We start from the raw sequence: 20,881 nt of genomic DNA on the forward strand, positions 1-20,881 counted from the left end.
ATCAATCGTTTGCCCGCCAACTCTAGGCGTCCGCAGTATCACCCGGATCAGTCGAGGCGCAGGGAGTGCAGGACGAAGGACGCGAGTTCGCGGTAGGCCTCGGCGTCGTTCAGGCCGGTACGACGGGCAATATCGCCACGCTGGATCGCCTGCATCGTGTGCGCGATCATCTCGGCCGCGAAGGCGATGTCGACCTGCCGGAACATCTTGTTCGTGATGCCGTCCTCGATCAGCGTCCGGACTCGCTCGGCCGCGATCCGGGTGTTCCGCTCGTACACCGACCGGGCCGGCGCGAACGTCGCGACGTCGTCCAGGAAGGTCCGGCTGGCCGGCCGGAGCGCGTCGGCGACGGCGTTCAGGTACGCCGCGATCCGCCGGTCGTGCCGGGTCTGCCGGGCCACCGCCGACTCCACCTGCGCGGTGGCATTCTTGAAGTAGTGCTTCACCACCTCGACCGCGAGCTGCTCCTTGCTCGGCGCGAGTGCGTACAGGGTTGTCTTGCTGCAGCGCAGCTCGGCGGCCAGGTCGTCCAGGGTGAACCGGCTGAAGCCTTGTTCGAGGAACAGGACCAGAAGCCGGTCGAGCAGCTCGGACTGCCTGCGGGTGCGGCGCCCCGGCACGACTGTTGTCATATCGAGACAGCATAGAACGATACTGGCGTATAGTCGTCAGTATCGCTCGCGGTATCATTTCGCCACGAGTGAGATCAGCCGTTGAGAGGGGTGCCTGATGGCTGTCGATCGTCTCCTGCCCACCGAGGAATCCACCGAACTGCTCGCCTTGGTCCGCGAGTTGTGCGCGCACGAGCTGGCGCCGCACGCCGCACAGGCCGAGGAGAGCGAGACCTTCCCGCGGGACGCGTTCCGCACGCTGGGCAAGGCGGGCCTGCTCGGTCTGCCCTATCCGGAGCAATACGGCGGGGGCGAGCAGCCGTACGAGGTGTATCTGCAGATGCTCGAGGAGATCGCCGCGGCCTGGATGTCGGTCGGTGTCGGCGTCTCGGTGCACACGATGACCAGCTATGCGCTGGCCACGTTCGGGACTGAGGAGCAGAAGGCGCGGTTGCTGCCGGACATGGTCGGCGGCGAGCTGCTCGGGGCTTATGCGCTGTCGGAGTCTCAGGCCGGTTCGGACATCAGTGGGCTGCGCACGTGGGCCGTCCGCGACGCCGACCAGTACGTCCTGCGCGGTACCAAGGCGTGGATCAGTCACGGCTCCCACGCGGATTTCTATACGACCTTCGCCCGTACGTCGGACGACCCGAAGCACGGCATCTCCGCCTTCTACGTCCCGGCGTCGGCCGAGGGGCTGAGCTTCGGTGCACCCGAGCGGAAGATGGGTCTGACCGGATCGACTACCACGCTGGTGAACTTCGACAACGTGCGCATCCCGGTCGACAACCTGATCGGTGCCGAGGGCGATGGGATGCGGATCGCCTTGTCCGCGCTCGATTCCGGCCGGCTGGGGATCGCCGCCTGTGCGACCGGACTCGCCCAGGCCGCGCTCGAGGTCGCCGCGTCGTACGCGAAGGAGCGGGAGCAGTTCGGGCATCCGATCGCGGACTTCCAGGGTGTGCAATTCATGCTCGCCGACATGGCGGCGGCGGTGGAGTCGGCGCGCTCGACATACCTGCAGGCCGCGCGCCGGCGGGATCTCGGGCGGTCGTTCACGCAGCAGGCAGCGATCGCGAAGCTGGTCTGCACCGACGCGGCGATGAAGGTCACCACGGACGCGGTCCAGGTCCTCGGTGGGTACGGTTACACCCGCGACTTCCCGGCCGAGCGCTACATGCGCGAGGCCAAAGTCACCCAGATCTTCGAAGGCACCAACCAGATCCAGCGGCTCGTCATCAGCCGCGACCTGTTGAGGAGTGTGGGATGAAGTTCAGCTCGTCCGATGTCGCGCTGGTGACCGGCGGCGGTTCAGGGCTCGGAGAGGCGACGGTACGGCGGCTCGCCGCTGACGGACTGGGTGTCGTCATCGTCGACCTGCCGTCGTCGGCCGGCAAGGCGGTCGCGGACGAGCTGGGCGACCGGGTCGTGTTCGCCCCCGCCGACGTCACCGACGAGGCCGCCGTGACCGCGGCCCTGGACGCGGCCGCCACCCTCGGCGACCTCCGCGTCGTCGTCACCTGCGCCGGCATCGCCACCCCCGGCCGCGTCGTCGGCCGGAAGGGACCGTTGCCCCTGGCAACCTTCCGCCAGGTGATCGAGGTCAACCTGGTCGGCACCTTCAACGTCCTCCGCCTCGCCGCCGAACGCATGATCGCCCAGCCTCCCACCGAGGACGGCGACCGCGGCGTGGTGGTGATGACCGCGTCCATCGCGGCGTACGACGGTCAGATCGGCCAGGCAGCCTACGCAGCCAGCAAGGGTGGCATCGTCGCACTCACCCTGACCGCAGCGAGAGACCTTGCCGACAAGGGGATTCGGGTCGTCACCATCGCTCCCGGCACCATGGAAACCCCCATGCTCGCCGGCCTGCCCGAAGAAACCCGCACCATCCTCGAGCAGCAGATCCCGCACCCCTCCCGCCTGGGCCACCCTGCCGAATACGCGGCCCTCGTCCACCACATCCTCGAGAACCAACTCCTCAACGGAGAGGTCATCCGCCTCGACGGCGCCCTCCGCATGCCACCGCGCTAAGCGGTCACCACTCCGCGAACGAGCCGTCCTCGTGGCGGAAGACGGGTGAGCGCCAGCGATGGGGTTCGGCGGCGGCTGCGCGGACGGCGTCCTCGTTGACTTCGATGCCTAGACCGGGGCCGGTCGGGCGGGCGACATACCCGTCCACGAAGGCGAACACGGACGGGTCGACGAGGTAGTCGAGCAGTTCGTTGCCGCCGCTGTACTCGATTCCGAGCGACTGCTCCTGGATCAGGAAGTTCGGGATCGCGAAGTCGATCTGCAGGCTGGCCGCGAGGGTGATCGGGCCCAACGGGCAGTGCGGCGCGACGGCGACGTCGTACGCCTCGGCCATGGCGGCGATGCGTCGTACCTCGGAGATCCCGCCGGCGTGCGAGATGTCGGGTTGCGCTACCGCGAGACCGGTGGTGAGGACGTCCCGGAAGTCCCAGCGCGAGAAGAGCCGCTCACCGGTGGCGATCGGGATGCTGGTCGACTCGACGATCCGCCGCAGGTCGCGCGAGTACTCCGGCGTGACCGGCTCCTCGACGAACAACGGCAGCAGCGGTTCCAGCATCGGCAGCAACTGCCGGGTCGCAGCGGTGCTCAATCGCCCGTGGAAGTCCAGCGCGATGTCGACGTCGTCACCGAGCGCGGAGCGCAAGGCCTCCACTCGCGAAACCATCCGCCGCAGATCGCTCGCGCCCGGGATCGGCGGCAGCGCCTCGGACACGTTGATCTTGACCGCCGTGAAACCGCTGGCCACCTTCGTTTGAGCGTCGTCGACGAGCTCAGCGTTGGACGCGCCGTGCGCCCACGTATACATCCGAACCCGATCCCGCACCGGCCCACCGAGCAACTCATGCACAGGTACGCCGTGATGCCTGCCTTTGATGTCCCATAGCGCCTGGTCGATGCCGGCCAACGCGCTCGACAGCACGGCACCACCGCGATAGAAGCCGCCCTTGGCCATCACCTGCCAGTGTTCCTCGATGCGCAGCGGATCCTGACCGACCAGGTCCTCCAGCAACGCCTCGACGGCACCCCGAACGGCCTCCGCGCGGCCCTCGACGATCGGCTCACCCCAGCCGCTGATCCCCGCGTCGGTATCGATCCGCAGGAACTGCCACCGCGGCGCCACCAGGAACGTCTCGTATCCCACGATTTTCACGTTTCAACCCTACCTACGCGCGCGGCGAGAGGGGTCAGTCCGCCTCGAGGGTGGTCGGGGTGGGGAGGGCGAGCTTCTCGTCGGGCTTGGCGCTCAGCACGTTCTGCACGTACGAACGCGCCGCCTCCAGGGTGTCGACCTCATGACCGGCTTGTTCGGACAGGAACCAGCGATGTTCGAGCACCTCGTGGAAGACCTCGGCAGGCTCGAGCTTGCGCTTCAGGTCGCGGGGGACCGAGCGGACGACGGGCTCGAAGACGTTGGTCAGCCACTCGTGCGCGACGATCTCCTCGTCCTCGTTCTGCTGGTTGGTCGCGGCGGCGTAGGAGTCCAGGTCGTTCAGCAGGCGGCGGGCCTGGTTCTCCTCGACGTCCAGACCGGTCAGCCGGAGCAGTCGGCGCGAGTGGTGGCCGGCGTCCACGACCTTCGGCTGGATGCGGACCTGGCTGCCGTCCCAGTCGGTGATGATGTCGATCTCGGCGACATCGAAACCGAGGTCGTTGAGTCGGCGGATCCGCGAGTCCAGCCGGTGCATCTCGTCGTTCGCGAACTCCTCGGGCGCGGTCAGCTCGGCCCACAGCGCGTCGTACCGGTCGTTGATCGACTGGACCGTCTCCATGGGATCGATGGCCTCGTCGAGCAGCCCGCCCTCCTGCAGGTCGAGGAACTCGCCGAAGAGGTTGATCTCGGCGGTGTAGAGGTCGTGCGCGCGCTGCCCGTCGGAGATGTCCTGGTGCAGCTCGCCGGTCTCGGCGTCCACCAGGTACGCCGCGAACGCGCCGGCATCCCGGCGGAACAGGGTGTTGGACAGCGAGCAGTCACCCCAGAAGAACCCGTTCAGGTGCAGCCGGACGAGCAGCGCGACCAGCGCGTCGATCAGTCGGTTGACCGTGTCCGGGCGGAGCGTGCTGGAGAACAGTGCCCGGTACGGCAGCGAGAACTGCAGGTGCCGGGTGATCAGGATCGAGTCGATCGGCTCGCCGTCGCGGTCCAGCCGGTCGGTGATCACGCCGACCGGTTCGACCGAGGGGGTCTCGAGCCGTTCCAGGTCGCGCAGCAGCCGGTACTCGTGCATCGCGAGATGCTCGAGGACTTCCTTGATCGCGTACACACTCCCGTTGACCCGGACGAACCGGACCACGTGCCGCGAGATACCGCGCGGCAGCGCGACCAGCTGGTCTTCGGGCCAGTCCTCCAGCGGCACATCCCAGGGGAGCGACAGCAGGCCGGTGTCCGGGCGAGTGGCGACGAATCGAGGCACGAGGACCAGTCTGTCAGGATTTCGCCCACAAGCTGAGTCCTCAGGGAGCGGGTCCACGTCGCGAAACGGTCTCCGGTGAGCAGGACTGCTCACGAAATGCCGCGCAAGTGGTTGCAAGTTCTTGCGTTGGGAGGCGTAGAGTTTGCGTCATGACGCGACGACTTGCCGAGGTGGCCAAAAAGGTCGGGGTCAGCGAGGCCACGGTCAGCCGGGTACTCAACGGCAAGCCCGGCGTGTCCGAGGCGACCCGCGAGGCCGTGCTGACCGCGCTCGATGTGCTCGGGTACGAGCGTCCCACGCAGCTACGCGGGGACCGGGCCAGACTCGTCGGGCTGGTGCTGCCCGAGTTGCAGAACCCGATCTTCCCGGCGTTCGCCGAGGTCGTCGGGGGAGCGCTGGCTCAGCAAGGCTTCACGTCCTTGCTCTGCACGCGGACCGTGGGTGGGGTCTCCGAAGCTGATTACGTCGATCTGCTCCTGCAGCAGCAGGTGTCCGGGGTGGTGTTCGCCGGTGGGTTCTACGCGCAGGCGGACGCTCCGCACGCGCACTACGAGCTGATCCAGGAGCGAAAGCTGCCAACCGTGCTGGTGAATGCGGCGGTCGATCACCTCGGGTTCCCGCAGGTCTCGTCGGACGACACCGTTGCCGCGGAGATGGCGATCGGTCACCTGCGCGCGCTCGGTCACCGCCGGATCGGGATGGTGCTCGGGCCGCGCGACCACATCCCGTCGCGGCGGAAGCTGGACGCGTTCCTCGCCTCCGAGGAGGCGGATCCGGAGCTGGTCGAGCACACGATGTTCTCGCTCGAGGGCGGGCATGCGGCCGCGACCCGGCTCGTGAACAACGGCGTCACCGGCATCGTCTGTGCCAGCGACATCCTCGCCCTCGGTGCGATCCGCGCGGTCCGCCGCGCCGGCCTCAGCGTCCCCGAGGAGGTCTCGGTGATCGGGTACGACGATTCCGCGATGATGAACTGCACCGATCCGCCCCTCACCACCGTCCGCCAGCCCATCGACGCCATGGGCCGAGCCGCCGTCGACATGCTGGTCGCCCTGATCGAACGAGCCGCCGTCCCCGCCGACGAACTCCTCTTCGAACCAGAACTGGTAGTCCGAGCCTCCACCGCCAGAGCCCACATTTAACCCCCAGCCACCCGGCTAACCCCAGCCACCCAGCCAACCCCCAGCCACCCGGCCCCGAACCCCTGCCAGCCGGCTAACCCCAGCCACCCGGCCCCGAACCCCTGCGTTCCGCCCCGCATCAGCCGACCACCCACGCAGCCCCACCTCCCCCATTTGGCTGGCTGACCCAGCAATTTGGCTGGCTGACCCACGTGGTCGGGGGTTTGTGACCCTGAACGTGGGTCACAAACCCCCCCATTTGGTGGGTCGGCCAGGCAAATCCGGTCGGGCAGGCACAGGGGGTCGGTTCGGCTAGGTGCTCGCTCGCCCACCCCACCTGGGTAGGTGGGGTCGTTGGCGTGGGCGGGACTTCCTTGCCAAAGTCACGATTTTGCATTCTCTGATTCAACTATTGCGCTCCACTGTCGAGTTGCCTACGGTGTGCGCAAGGTTCAAGGGAGAGGGTGGATCGATGAGGACAACGCGCCGTGGGCTCAGCCTGGTGCTGGCGATGGGACTCGGGCTGGTGGCCGCGTCCTGCGGTTCGGGGGACGCAAACAAGCCTGCCGCCGAAAGTTCGGCGGACGGGCCGGTGACGATCACGGTGGGCTGTCAACCACCGAAGAGCAACCCAAAGGAGCGCACCGCCTGGGACGCGGACGTGGCGGCCTTCCAGAAGCTGCACCCGAATATCACGGTCCAGAGCAAGGACGCGTTTCCGTGTATCAACCCGGACACGTTCCAGGCGAAGCTGGCCGGCGGGACGCAGGAGGACGTCTTCTACGTCTACTACACCGACGTCCAGAAGATCATCAAGAACAAGCAGGCCGCGGACATCAGCCAGTACGTCGGCGATGTCAAGGAGATCAAGGACCTGCGCCCTGACGTGATGGGCGTGTTCAAGGACGGCGACAAGACCTACGGTCTGCCGCGGAACAACTACAACATGGGCCTGGTCTACAACCGCAAGCTCTTCACGCAGGCCGGTCTGAACCCGGACAGCCCGCCGAAGACGTGGGCCGAGGTCCAGGACGCCGCGAAGAAGATCGCCGGCCTCGGTGCCGGGTACGTCGGGTACGGCGAGTACTCCGCCGGTAACACCGGTGGCTGGCACTTCGCCTCGGAGCTCTACGCCCGCGGTGGCTCGATGGTCAGCGAGGACGGCAAGACCGCAGCGTTCAACAGCGCCGAAGGCAAGGCGGTGCTGGAGAACCTGAAGAAGATGCGCTGGGACGACAACTCGATGGGCAGCAAGCAGCTCCTCCAGTGGGAGGACCTGATGCGCATGATGGGCGGCGGCAAGCTCGGCATGATGATCGGCGCGCCGGACGTCGTCCAGTCGGTGAACAACGACTTCCAGGGCAAGTTCGAGGACTACGGCGTCACCGCCGTACCGGAGTCGGAGGGCAAGTCCTCGCTGAGTGGTGGCGACGGCTACATGTTCAACCCGAAGGCGACCCCGGCGAAGATCAAGGCAGGCCTGCTCTGGCTGCAGTTCCACGAGCTGACGCCGGGTCAGGGCCAGTTCAACTACCAGCGCGCCAAGGCCGACGGCCGCCCGGTCGGGCTGCCGATCCCGGACCTGTACGGCGACTCCGCGCCGGGTAAGGAGATCGTTGCCCTGCGCAAGCAGTACGCGACGGTCCCGGTCGACCACTTCACGCCGTACGTCGACGCCCAGTCGACCATCACCAACAAGGTCGAGCCGCCGAAGGCCCAGGAGCTGTACGCCGTCCTCGACGTCGCGATGTCCGCGGTGCTGACGCGCAAGGACGCCGACATCGACAAGCTCCTGTCGGACGCGGAGAGCAAGGCGAACAAGATCCTCGCAAAGAACACGTGATGGCTGTTACTGAACAGCAGGTACGCCGCCCCCGTTCGACGGGGGCGGCGGACCCGCGACCTGACCAGGACCACCACGGCGCTTTGCGGCGCGCGTTCGGGCGGAACCTCACCGCCTACGGGTTTCTCTGTGGCGCACTGATCTGTTTCGCCTTGTTTTCTTGGTATCCGATGGTGCGGGAGGTGATCCTCAGCTTCCAGCAGAACAACTTCGTCGATCCCGGCACGTGGGTCGGCTTCGACAACTTCAAGACCGTGATCGAGGACCCGGCGTTCCGGTCGGCGTGGTTGAACACGGCCGTGTTCAGCGCCCTCGCGCTCGTGATCGGCTACGCGGTCCCGTTCGTGCTGGCCGTCGTACTCAACGAGCTCAAGCACGCGAAGGCGTACCTGCGCTTCGTCGTCTACCTCCCGGTGATGCTTCCGCCGGCGGTCGCAGTTCTGCTCTTCAAGTGGTTCTACGATCCGGGATCCGGCCTGTTCAACCAGATCCTCGACGTCTTCGGCATCCCGCCGCTGAGCTGGCTGGACTCCACCAGTACGGCGCTCATCAGCCTCGTGCTCGTGTCGACCTGGATGAACCTCGGCACCGGCACGCTGATCTACCTGGCCGCGTTGCAGAGCATCCCCGGCGATCTGTACGAGTCGGCGGAGCTGGACGGCGCGGGCCTGTTCAAGCGGGTCTGGCATGTGACGATCCCGCAGACCAAGCTGATCCTGCTGGTCATGCTCCTCCTGCAGGTCGTCGCGACCATGCAGGTGTTCATCGAGCCGTACCTGCTGACCGGCGGTGGTCCGGAGAACGCGACCGTCACGGTCGCCTACCTGATGTACCAGTACGCCTTCAACTTCGGCGACTTCGGCGGCGGTAGTGCGCTCGGACTGATGCTGATGATCGTGCTGCTGGTCTTCTCGACGATCTACCTGCGGGTGTCCCGCGAGGAGGATGCCCGATGAGGACACTCGTCTCGCCGTTGTCGTTGCGAACCCCGATGGGTCGGCTGATCTACTGGACGACGCTCGTGGTCGTCGTGGTCGGGTTCACGTTGGCGTTCGTGTTCCCGCTGTACTGGATGGTGACCGGCGCGCTCAAGTCACCGGAGGAGCTGGCGCAGATCCCGCCGAGCTTCTTCCCGCAGCATTTCGACTTCGGCGTCTACAAGGACGCGTGGGAGCAGCTCCAGCTCGGGGTCTTCCTGAAGAACACGATCCTGTACGCCGGTGGCGCGTGGCTGTTCACGTTGGGAGTCGACGTGACCGCGGCGTACGCGTTGTCGAAGCTGCGGCCGTTCTTCGGCAAGGTGATTCTCGGCGCGATGCTCGCGACCCTGATGATCCCGCCGATGGTGCTGCTGCTCCCGACGTACCTGGTCGCGAAGGACCTGCCGATCTTCCATACCAGTCTGCTGAACACGCCCTGGGCGATTTGGTTGCCGGCGGCAGCGAACGGGTTCTTCGTCTTCCTGCTCAAGCGGTTCTTCGACTCGATCCCGCGCGAACTGCTCGAGGCGGCCGAGATCGACGGCGCGTCACCGCTGCGGATCCTGTGGTCGATCGTGCTGCCGGTATCGCGGCCGATCCTCGGCGTGGTGTCGATCCTGAGCGTCGTGACGGTGTGGAAGGACTTCGTCTGGCCGCTCCTGGTGCTGCCGGAGACGGACAAGATGTCGATCAGCGTCGGCATCGCGTCGCTGTCCGCGCAGATGCCGCAGAACGTGCTGATCGCTTCCCTGGTGATCGCGAGCCTTCCGACCATCCTGGTCTTCTTCGTATTCCAGCGCAGCATCATGGCCGGCCTCACCGCCGGTTCCCTCAAAGGTTAAGGAGCTTCGATGGCAGACGAATGGTGGCGTGGGGCTGCGATTTATCAGGTCTACTTGCGGAGCTTTGCCGATGGCAACGGTGACGGGATCGGGGACCTGGCCGGGCTCCGGCAGCGGTTGCCGTACCTGGCCGAGCTCGGCGTGGACGCGATCTGGCTGAACCCGTGGTACCCGTCCCCGATGGCCGACGGCGGGTACGACGTCGCCGACTACCGCGCGATCGACCCGGCGTTCGGCACGCTGGCCGAGGCCGAGGCGTACATCGCGGAGGCGCACGAGCTGAACATCCGCACGATCATCGACATCGTCCCGAACCACGGATCCGACCAGCAGGACTGGTTCGTCCAGGCTTTGCAGGCCGGGCCGGGGTCGCCGGAGCGGGAGCGCTTCCTGTTCCGCCCCGGGCGCGGTGACCAGCCGCCGAACGATTGGCAGTCGATCTTCAACGGTCCCGCCTGGACCCAGGTCGAGGACGGCGAGTGGTACCTGCACCTGTTCGCGCCCGAGCAGCCCGACTTCAACTGGCGTAACCCGGAGGTGGTCGAGGAGTTCCACGACATCCTGCGGTTCTGGCTGGATCGTGGCGTCGACGGCATCCGCATCGACAGTGCCGCCGTACTCTTCAAGGACCTGGACAGCGTGGCGGAGTCGTACACCGACCACGACGAGGTGCACGAGGTGTACCGCGGCTGGCGTCGCATCACCGATCAGTACGAGGGCCGCTTTCTGGTCGGCGAGATGTGGATGCCGGACCAGGAACGGTTCGCGCTCTACCTGCGCCCCGACGAGATGCAGACCGCGTTCAACTTCGACTTCCTGTCCCGCCCGTGGGAGGCCGACGAACTGAAGGCGTCCATCGACCTGACGCTGTCGACGCACGTCCCGATCGGCGCACCGCCGACCTGGGTGCTGTCGAACCACGACGTCACCCGCCCGGTGACGAAGTACGGCCGGCCGGACACGTCGTTCTCGCATCAGGACCGCAAGCACGGCATGTTCACCGACCTCGCTCTCGGTGAACGCCGGGCCCGCGCCGCGGCGCTCCTCGCGATGGCGCTCCCCGGTGGTCTGTACGTGTACCAGGGCGAGGAGCTCGGCCTGCCCGAGGTCGAGGATCTCCCTGACGAGTTGCTGCAGGACCCGATCTTCACCCGATCCCAAGGCACCGACCGCGGCCGCGATGGTTGCCGTGTGCCCCTACCGTGGTCCGGAAAGGAGCCCCCGTTCGGTTTCGGCACCGGCACGTCCTGGTTGCCGCAACCGGCCGACTGGAAGAACCTCACCGAGGAATCCCAGCGCGACGACCAGAACTCCATGCTCACCCTCTACCGCAACGGTCTCCGCATCCGCCGCCACCACCTGGGCGACGGAACGCTGACCTGGCTGGACTCCCAACCCGGGGTCCTGGCCTTCAAACACAACGACCTGATCTCCGTCACCAACCTGACCGCGTCGCCCGTCGAGCTTCCGCCGTACGACGAATTGCTGCTGGCCAGCATCCCGTTGGACAACGGGCTGCTGGCCGGTGACAGTACAGCCTGGATCAGGTAAGTGGACGGAATCGTCGTAACCGAAGGCTGTTGGAGACGACGAAGACGGAACTGAACGCCATGGCCGCGCCGGCGAGCATCGGGTTGAGCAGACCGGCGGCGGCCAGTGGCAGGGCGGCCACGTTGTAGGCGAAGGCCCAGAACAGGTTGCCCCTGATGGTGCGCAGCGTGCTGCGGGACAGCCGGATGGCGTCCGCGGCCGCTCGGAGGTCGCCCCGGACCAGGGTGAGGTCGCTGGCTTCGATCGCCACGTCGGTGCCGGTGCCCATGCTGAGACCGAGGTCGGCCTGGGCGAGCGCGGCCGCGTCGTTGACGCCGTCACCGATCATGGCGACGACTCGGCCCTCGTCCTGCAGTTGCTTGATCGCGTCGACCTTGCCGGCCGGCAAGACCTCGGCGATGACCTCGTCGATGCCGACCTCGCCGGCCACCTTCGTCGCCACCGCTTCGTTGTCGCCGGTCAGCAGGACGGGCCGCAGGCCCAGCTCACGGAGCTGGCGAATCGCCTGCACAGACGTGGGTTTCACCGTATCCGCGACTACCAGGACGGCTCGTGCAACACCGTCCCAGCCGACGGCGACCGCCGTACTGCCCTCCGCCTCGGCGTGCTCCTTGGCGTGCGCGAGTTCGGATGGCAGGTGCTGGCTCCACTCCTCCAGCAGCCGCGTCCGCCCGACGAGGACGGCGTGACCGTCCACAATCCCTTGCACACCAAGGCCTTCGACGTTCCCGAAGTCCTCGACCTCAGGCAGCTTGCCGACCTCAGCGGCGGCGGCACGAGCAATGGCCTGGGCGATCGGGTGCTCGCTGGAGTCCTCGAGCGCACCGGCCAATCGCAGTACGTCGGCTCGGTCTTGCCTTTCAGCCAGCAGTACGTCGACCAGCTCCATTCGGCCCGTGGTCACGGTGCCCGTCTTGTCGAGCACGACGGTGTCGACCCGACGCGTGGACTCCAGCACCTCCGGGCCTTTGATCAGGATGCCCAGCTGCGCGCCTCGACCGGTCCCGACCATCAACGCGGTCGGCGTGGCCAGGCCCAACGCACACGGGCAGGCGATGATCAGTACGGCGACCGCGGCCGTGAACGCGACCTCCGCCGGCGAGCCGTTCCCCAGCCAGAAGCCGAGAGTCGCCAGCGCCAACCCGATCACGATCGGTACGAAGATGCCCGACACCTTGTCGGCCAGTCGCTGGACCTCAGCCTTCCCGTTCTGCGCGTCCTCGACCAGCCGCGCCATCTGCGCCAGTTGGGTATCCGCGCCAACGCGAGTAGCCCGTACGACGAGGCGCCCGCCCGCATTCACCGTCGCCCCAACGACCGCGTCACCCGCGCCGACCTCGACCGGCACGGACTCGCCGGTCAGCATCGACGCGTCGACTGCGCTGCTGCCAGTCACGACGACTCCATCGGTCGCGATCTTCTCGCCGGGCCGGACCACGAACTCGTCACCCTCGACGAGCTGGTCGGCCGGGATCCGGGTCTCCGTGCCGTTCCGCAGTACGGCGACGTCCTTCGCGCCCAGCTCGAGCAGGGCCCGCAGCGCTGCACCCGAACGGCGCTTGGCGCGAGCCTCGAAGTACCGGCCGGCCAGGATGAACGTGGTGACCGCGGTCGCGACCTCGAGGTAAATCTCCTCGGCGCCGCTGCCTCGGGACGGGATCAGGGTGAACGGCATCTTCATCCCCGGCTCGCCCGCGGTGCCGATGAACAGCGCGTACAGCGACCAGAGGAACGAGCTGACCACGCCCACGGAGATCAGCGTGTCCATCGTGGTCGCCGCGTGCCGCAGGTTGGTCCACGCTGCCTTGTGGAACGGCCAAGCCGCCCAGGTCACCACCGGGAACGCCAGCGTCAGCGAAGCCCACTGCCACGACGTGAACTGCAGCGCCGGGATCATCCCGAACGCGACCACCGGCACCGTGAGCACGATGCTCGCGATCAGCCGCTCCCGCAGCGGTTTCAGCTCGTCCGACTCTTCCGGCTCGGTCGAGTTTTCGGAAGGCAGCGTCGCTGTGTAGCCGGTTTTCTCGACCGTGGTGACCAGGTCGTCGGGGGTGATGCCATCGGCGTACGTCACCTTCGCCTTCTCGGTGGCGTAGTTGACGGTCGCCGTCACCCCGTCCATCCGGTTCAGCTTCTTCTCGACCCGGGTCGCACACGAGGCGCAGGTCATCCCACCGATGATCAGCTCGACGCTGCTCATGAGGTGTGCACCTCCTCCTCGTGGCTGTGCGACTCGGTCTCATTCGGTACGGCGGTTGGCGGCGCGATCGTGGTGCCGTCGGAGCTCACGCGGACGGTGAACTCCGCGGTGTGCACCTCGCCGGCATGCTGGAAGTCGAGGAACAGGCTGTAGGTACCAGCCGTCGGGAACGTCGTCGCGAACCTGATCGCCGGGCCGCCCTTCATCCCCGGCTCCGCATGCTGCGCCGGGTGGTTGTGCAGGTAGGCGAGATCGCCGCTGCGCAACGAAACAAGGTGGCCGAAGGCACCCAAGTACGGCTCGAGATCCGTGACGGGCTTGCCGCCACGGATGACCCGGAACGTCAGCTGGGATTCCTTCCCGGCGACCGGAGTCCCTTCGAGGGTTACGTCGTACCCGTGATCGCTGTAGATGCTCGCGGGATCCGTGAGCGGGACTGGGATGAAGAGACCGGAGACGTTCACATCCGTGCCGAGCGTGAGGTTCCGGTCGAGGTCGGCCGGCTGGAAGTCCGTGTACAACCGCCACGTGCCGCCCGCGGTGAACGTGAACGGGATGCTCCACGTCCCGCCCGCATCCCGGGTCGGGTGCACATGATGGAACCCGGACAGATCCCGCCGTACGACGATCAGGTGCAGGTCCTTCTCGTGGGTCTTCGTGTACTGCGTGACCGGTTTGCCGTCCGGCCCCTGAATCGTGAAGCGCAGCTCGGTCTTCTGGCCGGCCGCGAAGAACGTCATTGCCGGCGACAACGTGTACCCGGCATCGGAGACCGCGAGCCCGGGCAGTTGCCCGCCCGCGTCGTGCGTCATCTCAGCCATCCCGGTCCCCTCTCCCTGCGCGGGAGTGGCCGCCGCGATCGGGTCGACCGCGGAGCCGATCGCGTAGGCCGCCCCGAAGGCAAGCGCCAGCGCACCGGCGAACGCACCCAACCGGAGCGCGGCGGCCCTCCTCACGACGCCGCCAGCTCGTACCCCGCCTCGTCGACGGCCTCGCGTACGACGGCCTCGTCGAGGGCGGACTCGCTGGTCACATGGACGGCAGACGTGCCGCCGGCGTTCAGGTCGATCGTCACCTCGGTGACACCGTCGAGCTTGGTCAGCTCCTGGGTGACGGCCGACGTGCAGTGAGCGCAGGTCATGCCGGCGACGGAGTACGTGGTGGTGGTCATATCAATGCTCCTTGATGTCTAGCTACGGACCAGGCGGGCGATTGCGTCGGAGGCCTCGCGAACCTTCTCCTCGGCCTCGGCGCCACCCTTCTGCGCGGCCTCGACCACGCAATGCGAGAGGTGTTCGTCGAGCAGCTCCAGCGAGAACGACTGCAATGCCTTGGTCGCGGCCGACACCTGGGTCAGGATGTCGATGCAGTACTTGTCCTCCTCGACCATCCGCTGCAGCCCCCGGATCTGCCCCTCGATCCGCCGCAACCGCTTCAGGTGGCTGGTCTTCTCCGCGGTGTACCCGTGCACGTGATCGGCACTCATCCGAACTCCTCCTACTACCCCTCGGGGGTATGTCAACGACACGAAAGTACCCCCTCCGGGTATCACACGCAAGTCGCGCTGCAATACCTGCAGGGGGTATTCGGCGGACGTGGTTCGTCGCGTGGGTGTGGTGCGGTGGTTCGCCCCCGCGTGCTACGCGGCCGCTCACCTCGTCGCTGCCCTCCCCACCGCGTCCGCTTCGCCCGCCCCGACCCTCCGGCTACCGCCGGCATACCTTTCCGGCTGTCGCCGGTACCTGCGGCTACCGCCGGCGTTGCTGTTCCGGCTACCGCCGGTACTGCGGCTGCCGCCGCGTGTTTCCGGCTGACGCCGGGGTTCCGGCCGGCTCCGCGGATCCAGCACCCTCCACCCCAGCAACCACGACCCCAGCAACACGTCCCCAGTGACAATCTCAACCGATATCCCATCAGGTTGTCCGTTATCCCCCCGAAATGCAGTGGAAGAACGGACAACCTGATGGGATATCCCGTGAGATGGCTAGCGACGGATCGCTCAATTCGCCGGGGGATCCGGCGGCCACCCACCACATCCCGTCCGGCGAACCACATCCACCACTCACCCGCGAGCGCAAGCTCGCCGTCCCCGCCGTCAGCCGGAATACTCCGGTGGCGGCCGGAAGAAGCGCGGCGATAAGCCGCAAGTGGCCCGCGCCAGTCGGAAGACAGGCGGCGGCAGCCGCAGGTACACCGGCGATAGGCGGAAGGGGAACGCCGGCGGCAGCCGGAGGGTGGGTCGGGGCGGGCGAAGCGGGCGCGGTGGGGAGCGCAGCGGCGAGGTGAGCGGCCGCGTAGCTCGTGGGGGCGGACCGCGTGTCCGAGGTTAGAGGTTCAGCTCGGTGAGACCCGGGTGATCGTCCGGCCGTGGGCCCGGGGCGTCCCAGTGGAACAGGCGGTCCGACTCCGCGATTGCCTGGTCGTTGATGCTTGCCCGTCGCACCCGCATCAACCCGTTCTCGTCGAATTCCCAGTTCTCATTCCCATGGGAGCGATACCACTGACCCTCAGCATCATGGGACTCGTACACAAAGCGGACCGCGATGCGATCGTCCGTGAAAGCCCACAGCTCCTTGATCAGTCGGTAGTCCAGTTCTCGCGCCCATTTCTGGGTGAGGAAGTCGACTACCTCGGCGCGGCCGTTCACGAAGACGTCCCGGTTCCGCCAGTACGTGTCGGGGGTGTAGGCGAGTGAGACCGCCTCCGGATTCTGGTTGTTCCAGGCGTTCTCCGCGGCGCGGACCTTCTGGATCGCCGTCTCCCGCGTGAACGGGGGCAATGGGGGGCGAGCGTTCACGACCAGCTCCTTCGGTTGACTGTATCCATTCAATAGTGGACTACATCGCGGGATATGCGATGACCCAACAAACCTGGCACTCTGTGCGTCTGCTCACTGACGAGAGGGGGCGCTGATGCCGGATACGGCCGTCAGCACGCGCGGACTGCGCAAGACCTACCGGACCCGCCGAGGCCGGAAGGTGGTTGCGGTCCAGGGGCTCGACATGGACGTTCCGGCGGGAGGAGTGCACGGGTTCCTGGGGCCGAACGGGTCAGGAAAGACGACCTCGATCCGGATGTTGCTCGGGCTGATCCGGGCCGACGCCGGGACGATGACCGTGTTCGGCAAGCCGGTGCCGGCTCAGCTGCCTGAGGTTGTGGGTCGCGTCGGCGCGATTGTGGAGTCGCCGAAGTTCTTTCCGGCATTCACCGGCCGGAAGAACCTCGAGCTGTTGGCCGAGGCGATCGGCGCACCGCGAGGCCGGGTTGGTGAGGTGCTCGACCAGACCTCGCTCGGTGAGCGCGGCAACGACCGGTTCCGCGCGTACTCGCTGGGGATGAAGCAACGGTTGGCGATCGCGGCCACGCTGCTGAAGGACCCCGACCTGCTGATCTTCGACGAGCCGACGAACGGCCTGGACCCGGCCGGCATCCGGGAGATTCGCGAGACCATGCGCTCACTCGGCGACCGGGGGAAGACGGTGCTGGTCAGCAGCCACATCCTCGCCGAGGTCGAGCATGTTGCGGACACGGTCTCGATCATCGGGCACGGCCGCCTGCTGGCCGCCGGTACCGTCGCGGAGGTGATCGGCAGCGGTACGGCGACAGCCGTCAAGGTTGCCGTGGACAACCATGAGGCCGCAACCCAGATCCTCACCGCGGCCGGGATGACGGTTCGGGCCGATGGCAACTACCTCCTGGTGGACGGTGTCGAGCATTCCGCCGATGTGACCCGCCGGCTAGCGCATCAGGAGTTGTACGTCTCCGAGCTCGTCCCGGTCCGCGCCGACCTCGAGTCGGTCTTCCTCGAGCTGACCGCCGGGGAGGGGTTGTGATGCTTCGCCTCACCCGAGTCGAGCTCCGGCGGCTGACCGCTCGCCGCCTCACCAAGATCGGCGTGGCCGGGCTGCTGCTGATCACCGCGTTCCTGCTCTTCGTCTCCTGGCGGGACGCGCGGCCGCTGAGTCCGGCGGAGCAGCAGGCCGCGCAACTGCAGTACGAGTCCGCCCACAAGGACTGGGTCGATCACGCAGCCGAAAACAAGAGTGCCTGTGAGAAGGATTGGCCGAACCAGCCCGATCCGAAGCCGTCGATGGCTGACATGTGTTCCTTCCCGGAGCCGACGGCCGACGAGTTCGGCAAGCCGCCGACGGTCTACGCCGAGGTGATGCCGGACTTACTGCAAGGCTCGTCGTACTTCCTGGCCTTCGCCGCGTTTCTGATCGGGGCGAGCTTCGTCGGCGCCGAGTTCAGCAGTGGGGCCATCGGCAACTGGTTGACGTTCGAGCCTCGGCGGCTGCGCGTGTACGGGAGCAAGTTGCTCGCGGCAGCGATCGGGTTCGTGCCGATCGCGGTGGTCGTGCTCGGTATTGCTGTGGCGGGTGTGTATCTGATCGTCCATCAGCTCGGCAACACGTCGACGACGACTGGCAAGGTGTGGGGTGATCTCAGCGCGATCACCGGCCGTGCGGTGCTGATGGTCGCGCTCGCCGCCGCGCTCGGCGGAGTCGTGGGGTTGCTGCTCCGGCACACCGCGGCCGCGATTGGTGTCGCGATGGGATATCTGGTCCTGGTCGAGGGCGTCTTCGCCGGGTTCCTCAGTAAGGCCCAGCCGTGGCTGGTGAAGGTCAACTTCGACGCGTTCGTCCGGCACGACACGAGCTACTACGTCAATCAATGCCGTACCGAATCCGACGGCAGCTACATGTGCCAGCTGGTCGAGAAGCCGTTGTCGTTCGAGCACGGCGCCTGGTACCTGAGCATCCTGGCCGTTGCCGCGATCCTCCTCGGCGGCGCGGTCTTCTACCGCCGCGACGTCAACTCCTGACCGACCAAAAGGCAAGGCCCCGGATGGAAACCATCCGGGGCCTTGCTTGATTGCTGTGGATCAGGCGGTCAGGCGCTCGTCCGTCGAGGTCGAGAACAGGTGCAGCTTGTCCGGCACCGCCGCGAGGCGGATGGTCGAACCCTTCTCGACCGGCATCCGGGCGTCGATGCGCGCAACGATCTGCTGGTGCTCGTCGTTGTGCTCCGCGGTGCCGTACAGGTACGCGTCGGCGCCGAGCTCCTCGACCACGGCGATCTTCACCGGGAGCCCGGTGTCGGAGACCTTGAAGGCCTCCGGGCGAACACCGATGGTCAGGGTCTTGTCGCTGCCGGCCTTGGCGAGAATGGCGCGCTCGACCGGGATCACGTAGTCGCCGACCTTGGCGCCGGTCTCGGTGATCTCGGCCTCGAGCAGGTTCATCGCGGGCGAGCCGATGAAGCCGGCCACGAACTTGTTCTTCGGAGCGTCGTACAGGTTCAGCGGGGTGTCGACCTGCTGGAGCAGGCCGTCCTTCAGTACGGCGACGCGATCGCCCATCGTCATGGCCTCGACCTGGTCGTGGGTGACGTACACCGTGGTGACACCGAGACGCTGCTGCAGCTCGGCGATCTGCGTACGCGTCTGCACGCGCAGCTTGGCGTCGAGGTTCGACAGCGGCTCGTCCATCAGGAAGACCTGCGGGTTACGCACGATCGCGCGGCCCATCGCGACGCGCTGACGCTGACCACCGGACAGCGCCTTCGGCTTGCGGTCCAGGTACTCCTCCAGGCCGAGCAACTTCGCGGCTTCCTGCACCCGCTTGGCCCGGTCCTCCTTGGAGACGCCCTGCATCTTCAGCGCGAACCCCATGTTGTCGGCGACCGACATGTGCGGGTAGAGCGCGTAGTTCTGGAACACCATCGCGATGTCCCGCTCTTTCGGCGGACGGTGCGTGACGTCGCGGTCGCCGATGTAGATGGAACCCTCGTTGACCTCTTCGAGGCCGGCGAGCATCCGCAGCGAGGTGGACTTGCCACAACCCGACGGGCCGACGAGAACCATGAACTCGCCGTCCTCGATCTCGAGGTTGAGCTTGTCGACGGCGGGGGTGTCACCACCGGGGTAGATCCGGGTGGCGGCCTTGAAAGACACAGTAGCCATGACTGAGTACATCCCTTCACCGGCAGGAACGTGCCGGACGATCCGAGTAAAGGCCCCCGGGCGGGGGTCCGCCCATCCTCGCCCGCCCCGCTCGTCCTGACAAGGTCCGCGGGCCCTGACGTGTCCATTTTGTTCACCTGGTGGACAACTCCGCGCAGTCTCCGTCTGCAAGTTCTTGCAGGATCTTGCTGCAATGTCAGCCTGTGGCTGGGTACAGTGCCGGGCGTGAGTAGTGGAGTGGGTGGGAGGGCACGGCTGGCGGACATCGCAGCGAAGGCGGGAGTCAGCGAAGCGACGGTCTCCAGAGTGCTGAACGGCAAGCCGGGGGTGGCGGAGGAGACCAAACAGTCCGTCCTGACGGCGCTCGACGTACTGGGGTTCGAACGGCCGACACGGTTGAGACGGCGCTCGGCGGGCCTGATCGGGTTGGTGATGCCGGAGCTGATCAACCCGATCTTCCCGGCGTTCGCGCAGGTGATCGAGTCGGCGCTGTCGCAGCGCGGCTTCACACCGGTCCTGTGCACGCAGTCCCCGTCCGGCGCGACCGAGGACGAGTACGTCGAGATGCTGCTCGAACGCGGTGTTTCCGGGATCATCTTCGTCTCAGGTCTGCACGCCGACACCGGCGCCGACCATGCCCGCTACCAGGGGCTGGTCGACCGGCGGTTACCGGTCGTGTTCGTGAACGGCTGGCTGCCCGGGGTCGAGGCGCCGTTCGTCTCGTCGGACGAGTACGCCGCGATGGAGCTCGCGGTCTCGCATTTGGTTGCCCTCGGCCACCGTCGGATCGGGTTCGCCTCCGGTCCGGAACGGTTCATCGTCGTACAGCGGAAGCTCGCGGGCTACCGCACCGCCATGAAGGCCCAGCTCGGGGTCCCCGACGAGGACCTTGATGCGCTGATCTCACTGAGCATGTTCGGCGTCGAGGGCGGTGCCGCGGCAGCCCAGCCACTCCTCGACAACGGAGTCAGCGCAGTCATCTGCGGCTCCGACATGATGGCGCTGGGCGTCATCCGAGCCGCCCGCCAACGCGGCCACGCCGTCCCCGAAGACCTCTCGGTCGTCGGCTACGACGACGCCCCCATGATGGAATTCACCGACCCGCCCATGACAACAATCCGCCAGCCGGTCCAGTCAATGGCACTCGCCGCGGTCCAGTCCCTGCTGGAAGAGGTCAGAGGCCACGCCACACCCCACACCGAATTCCTCTTCCGCCCTGAGCTTGTGGTCCGTGGTTCCACCGGACCTGCTCGTTAGACAGATACAGCCCAGGTACGGCCTTCGACCCGAGGTGCCCCCTGCCGAGCACCCCGGGTCGAA

19 protein-coding genes are annotated in these 20,881 nt (G+C 66.9%); 10 read left to right on the forward strand and 9 right to left on the reverse strand.

Features of this window, described 5'->3' with window-relative positions; all coding sequences use genetic code 11:
• Positions 1-47 precede the first annotated feature (47 nt).
• Entirely contained in the window at positions 48-632 is a 585-nt protein-coding gene (locus ACWF4Z_RS20105) for a TetR/AcrR family transcriptional regulator (RefSeq protein WP_452244598.1), read from the reverse strand.
• 97 nt (positions 633-729) lie between these two features.
• Here ACWF4Z_RS20105 and ACWF4Z_RS20110 point away from each other — a divergent pair, with 97 nt between their 5' ends.
• Positions 730-1,881, forward strand: coding sequence for an acyl-CoA dehydrogenase family protein (locus ACWF4Z_RS20110; RefSeq protein WP_452244599.1), 1,152 nt, complete (start codon positions 730-732; stop codon positions 1,879-1,881).
• Positions 1,878-2,645 carry an SDR family NAD(P)-dependent oxidoreductase gene (locus tag ACWF4Z_RS20115; protein WP_452244600.1) on the forward strand — a complete coding sequence of 256 codons (768 nt, stop codon included), beginning with the start codon at positions 1,878-1,880 and terminating at the stop codon, positions 2,643-2,645. Before ACWF4Z_RS20110 ends, ACWF4Z_RS20115 begins: the two co-directional genes overlap by 4 nt.
• A gap of 4 nt (positions 2,646-2,649) precedes the next feature.
• Here ACWF4Z_RS20115 and dgoD read toward each other — a convergent pair whose 3' ends face one another.
• Both dgoD and ACWF4Z_RS20125 read right to left on the reverse strand, forming a co-directional pair.
• Positions 2,650-3,795 (reverse strand): galactonate dehydratase, encoded by a 1,146-nt coding sequence (gene dgoD, locus ACWF4Z_RS20120; RefSeq protein ID WP_452244601.1) that lies wholly within the window; start codon positions 3,793-3,795, stop codon positions 2,650-2,652.
• 34 nt (positions 3,796-3,829) lie between these two features.
• Entirely contained in the window at positions 3,830-5,056 is a 1,227-nt protein-coding gene (locus ACWF4Z_RS20125; protein ID WP_452244602.1) for a DUF4032 domain-containing protein, read from the reverse strand.
• A 149-nt stretch (positions 5,057-5,205) separates the two neighbouring features.
• On the opposite strand from ACWF4Z_RS20125, the gene ACWF4Z_RS20130 reads away from it, so the two are divergent.
• From ACWF4Z_RS20130 to ACWF4Z_RS20150, 5 genes are all read left to right on the forward strand, one after another.
• Positions 5,206-6,198, forward strand: coding sequence for a LacI family DNA-binding transcriptional regulator (locus ACWF4Z_RS20130; RefSeq protein ID WP_452244603.1), 993 nt, complete (start codon positions 5,206-5,208; stop codon positions 6,196-6,198).
• A gap of 451 nt (positions 6,199-6,649) precedes the next feature.
• Entirely contained in the window at positions 6,650-8,020 is a 1,371-nt protein-coding gene (locus ACWF4Z_RS20135; protein ID WP_452244604.1) for an ABC transporter substrate-binding protein, read from the forward strand.
• Positions 8,020-8,976, forward strand: a complete 957-nt coding sequence (locus tag ACWF4Z_RS20140) for a carbohydrate ABC transporter permease (RefSeq protein ID WP_452244605.1) — start codon at positions 8,020-8,022, stop codon at positions 8,974-8,976. Before ACWF4Z_RS20135 ends, ACWF4Z_RS20140 begins: the two co-directional genes overlap by 1 nt.
• Complete coding sequence (locus ACWF4Z_RS20145; protein ID WP_452244606.1) at positions 8,973-9,842, forward strand: carbohydrate ABC transporter permease; 870 nt, start codon at positions 8,973-8,975, stop codon at positions 9,840-9,842. The genes ACWF4Z_RS20140 and ACWF4Z_RS20145 overlap by 4 nt, the downstream gene beginning before the upstream one ends.
• 9 nt (positions 9,843-9,851) lie before the next feature.
• Positions 9,852-11,393 (forward strand): glycoside hydrolase family 13 protein, encoded by a 1,542-nt coding sequence (locus ACWF4Z_RS20150; RefSeq protein ID WP_452244607.1) that lies wholly within the window; start codon positions 9,852-9,854, stop codon positions 11,391-11,393.
• On the opposite strand, the gene ACWF4Z_RS20155 is transcribed toward ACWF4Z_RS20150, so the two are convergent.
• The 5 genes from ACWF4Z_RS20155 to ACWF4Z_RS20175 form a co-directional block, all read right to left on the reverse strand.
• A complete protein-coding gene (locus ACWF4Z_RS20155; protein ID WP_452244608.1) occupies positions 11,386-13,596 on the reverse strand; it encodes a heavy metal translocating P-type ATPase in 2,211 nt (736 codons plus the stop codon). The two genes, ACWF4Z_RS20150 and ACWF4Z_RS20155, sit on opposite strands and share 8 nt — an antisense overlap.
• A complete protein-coding gene (locus ACWF4Z_RS20160) occupies positions 13,593-14,552 on the reverse strand; it encodes a hypothetical protein (RefSeq protein WP_452244609.1) in 960 nt (319 codons plus the stop codon). Before ACWF4Z_RS20160 ends, ACWF4Z_RS20155 begins: the two co-directional genes overlap by 4 nt.
• Complete coding sequence (locus tag ACWF4Z_RS20165; RefSeq protein ID WP_452244610.1) at positions 14,549-14,767, reverse strand: heavy-metal-associated domain-containing protein; 219 nt, start codon at positions 14,765-14,767, stop codon at positions 14,549-14,551. Before ACWF4Z_RS20165 ends, ACWF4Z_RS20160 begins: the two co-directional genes overlap by 4 nt.
• 18 nt (positions 14,768-14,785) lie before the next feature.
• Positions 14,786-15,082 (reverse strand): metal-sensitive transcriptional regulator, encoded by a 297-nt coding sequence (locus tag ACWF4Z_RS20170; RefSeq protein ID WP_452244611.1) that lies wholly within the window; start codon positions 15,080-15,082, stop codon positions 14,786-14,788.
• 840 nt (positions 15,083-15,922) lie between these two features.
• Positions 15,923-16,393 carry a nuclear transport factor 2 family protein gene (locus ACWF4Z_RS20175; protein ID WP_452244612.1) on the reverse strand — a complete coding sequence of 157 codons (471 nt, stop codon included), beginning with the start codon at positions 16,391-16,393 and terminating at the stop codon, positions 15,923-15,925.
• Positions 16,394-16,508: 115 nt separating this feature from the next.
• On the opposite strand from ACWF4Z_RS20175, the gene ACWF4Z_RS20180 reads away from it, so the two are divergent.
• On the forward strand, positions 16,509-17,429 hold the full coding sequence (locus ACWF4Z_RS20180) for an ABC transporter ATP-binding protein (protein WP_452244613.1): 921 nt from the start codon (positions 16,509-16,511) through the stop codon (positions 17,427-17,429).
• Complete coding sequence (locus tag ACWF4Z_RS20185; protein WP_452244661.1) at positions 17,429-18,421, forward strand: ABC transporter permease subunit; 993 nt, start codon at positions 17,429-17,431, stop codon at positions 18,419-18,421. Before ACWF4Z_RS20180 ends, ACWF4Z_RS20185 begins: the two co-directional genes overlap by 1 nt.
• A gap of 60 nt (positions 18,422-18,481) precedes the next feature.
• On the opposite strand, the gene ACWF4Z_RS20190 is transcribed toward ACWF4Z_RS20185, so the two are convergent.
• Positions 18,482-19,561: an ABC transporter ATP-binding protein gene (locus ACWF4Z_RS20190; protein ID WP_452244614.1), complete on the reverse strand. Its 1,080-nt coding sequence runs from the start codon at positions 19,559-19,561 to the stop codon at positions 18,482-18,484.
• A gap of 237 nt (positions 19,562-19,798) precedes the next feature.
• Between ACWF4Z_RS20190 and ACWF4Z_RS20195 the strand changes: the two genes are divergently transcribed.
• The gene (locus ACWF4Z_RS20195) at positions 19,799-20,818 is read left to right on the forward strand and encodes a LacI family DNA-binding transcriptional regulator (protein ID WP_452244662.1); all 1,020 of its coding nucleotides are present in this window, start codon (positions 19,799-19,801) and stop codon (positions 20,816-20,818) included.
• Positions 20,819-20,881 lie beyond the last annotated feature (63 nt).

It is taken from the genome of Kribbella sp. NPDC055071 (assembly GCF_053608045.1).

Coding starts and splice junctions, on each gene's coding strand:
- ACWF4Z_RS20145 (WP_452244606.1), top strand. CDS start 8,973: ATGAGGACACTCGTCTCGCCGTTGTCGTTGCGAACCCCGATGGGTCGG.
- ACWF4Z_RS20140 (WP_452244605.1), top strand. CDS start 8,020: ATGGCTGTTACTGAACAGCAGGTACGCCGCCCCCGTTCGACGGGGGCG.
- ACWF4Z_RS20110 (WP_452244599.1), top strand. CDS start 730: ATGGCTGTCGATCGTCTCCTGCCCACCGAGGAATCCACCGAACTGCTC.
- ACWF4Z_RS20150 (WP_452244607.1), top strand. CDS start 9,852: ATGGCAGACGAATGGTGGCGTGGGGCTGCGATTTATCAGGTCTACTTG.
- ACWF4Z_RS20185 (WP_452244661.1), top strand. CDS start 17,429: ATGCTTCGCCTCACCCGAGTCGAGCTCCGGCGGCTGACCGCTCGCCGC.
- ACWF4Z_RS20135 (WP_452244604.1), top strand. CDS start 6,650: ATGAGGACAACGCGCCGTGGGCTCAGCCTGGTGCTGGCGATGGGACTC.
- ACWF4Z_RS20130 (WP_452244603.1), top strand. CDS start 5,206: ATGACGCGACGACTTGCCGAGGTGGCCAAAAAGGTCGGGGTCAGCGAG.
- ACWF4Z_RS20105 (WP_452244598.1), bottom strand. CDS start 632: ATGACAACAGTCGTGCCGGGGCGCCGCACCCGCAGGCAGTCCGAGCTG.
- ACWF4Z_RS20180 (WP_452244613.1), top strand. CDS start 16,509: ATGCCGGATACGGCCGTCAGCACGCGCGGACTGCGCAAGACCTACCGG.
- ACWF4Z_RS20170 (WP_452244611.1), bottom strand. CDS start 15,082: ATGAGTGCCGATCACGTGCACGGGTACACCGCGGAGAAGACCAGCCAC.
- ACWF4Z_RS20190 (WP_452244614.1), bottom strand. CDS start 19,561: ATGGCTACTGTGTCTTTCAAGGCCGCCACCCGGATCTACCCCGGTGGT.
- ACWF4Z_RS20165 (WP_452244610.1), bottom strand. CDS start 14,767: ATGACCACCACCACGTACTCCGTCGCCGGCATGACCTGCGCTCACTGC.
- ACWF4Z_RS20155 (WP_452244608.1), bottom strand. CDS start 13,596: ATGAGCAGCGTCGAGCTGATCATCGGTGGGATGACCTGCGCCTCGTGT.
- ACWF4Z_RS20115 (WP_452244600.1), top strand. CDS start 1,878: ATGAAGTTCAGCTCGTCCGATGTCGCGCTGGTGACCGGCGGCGGTTCA.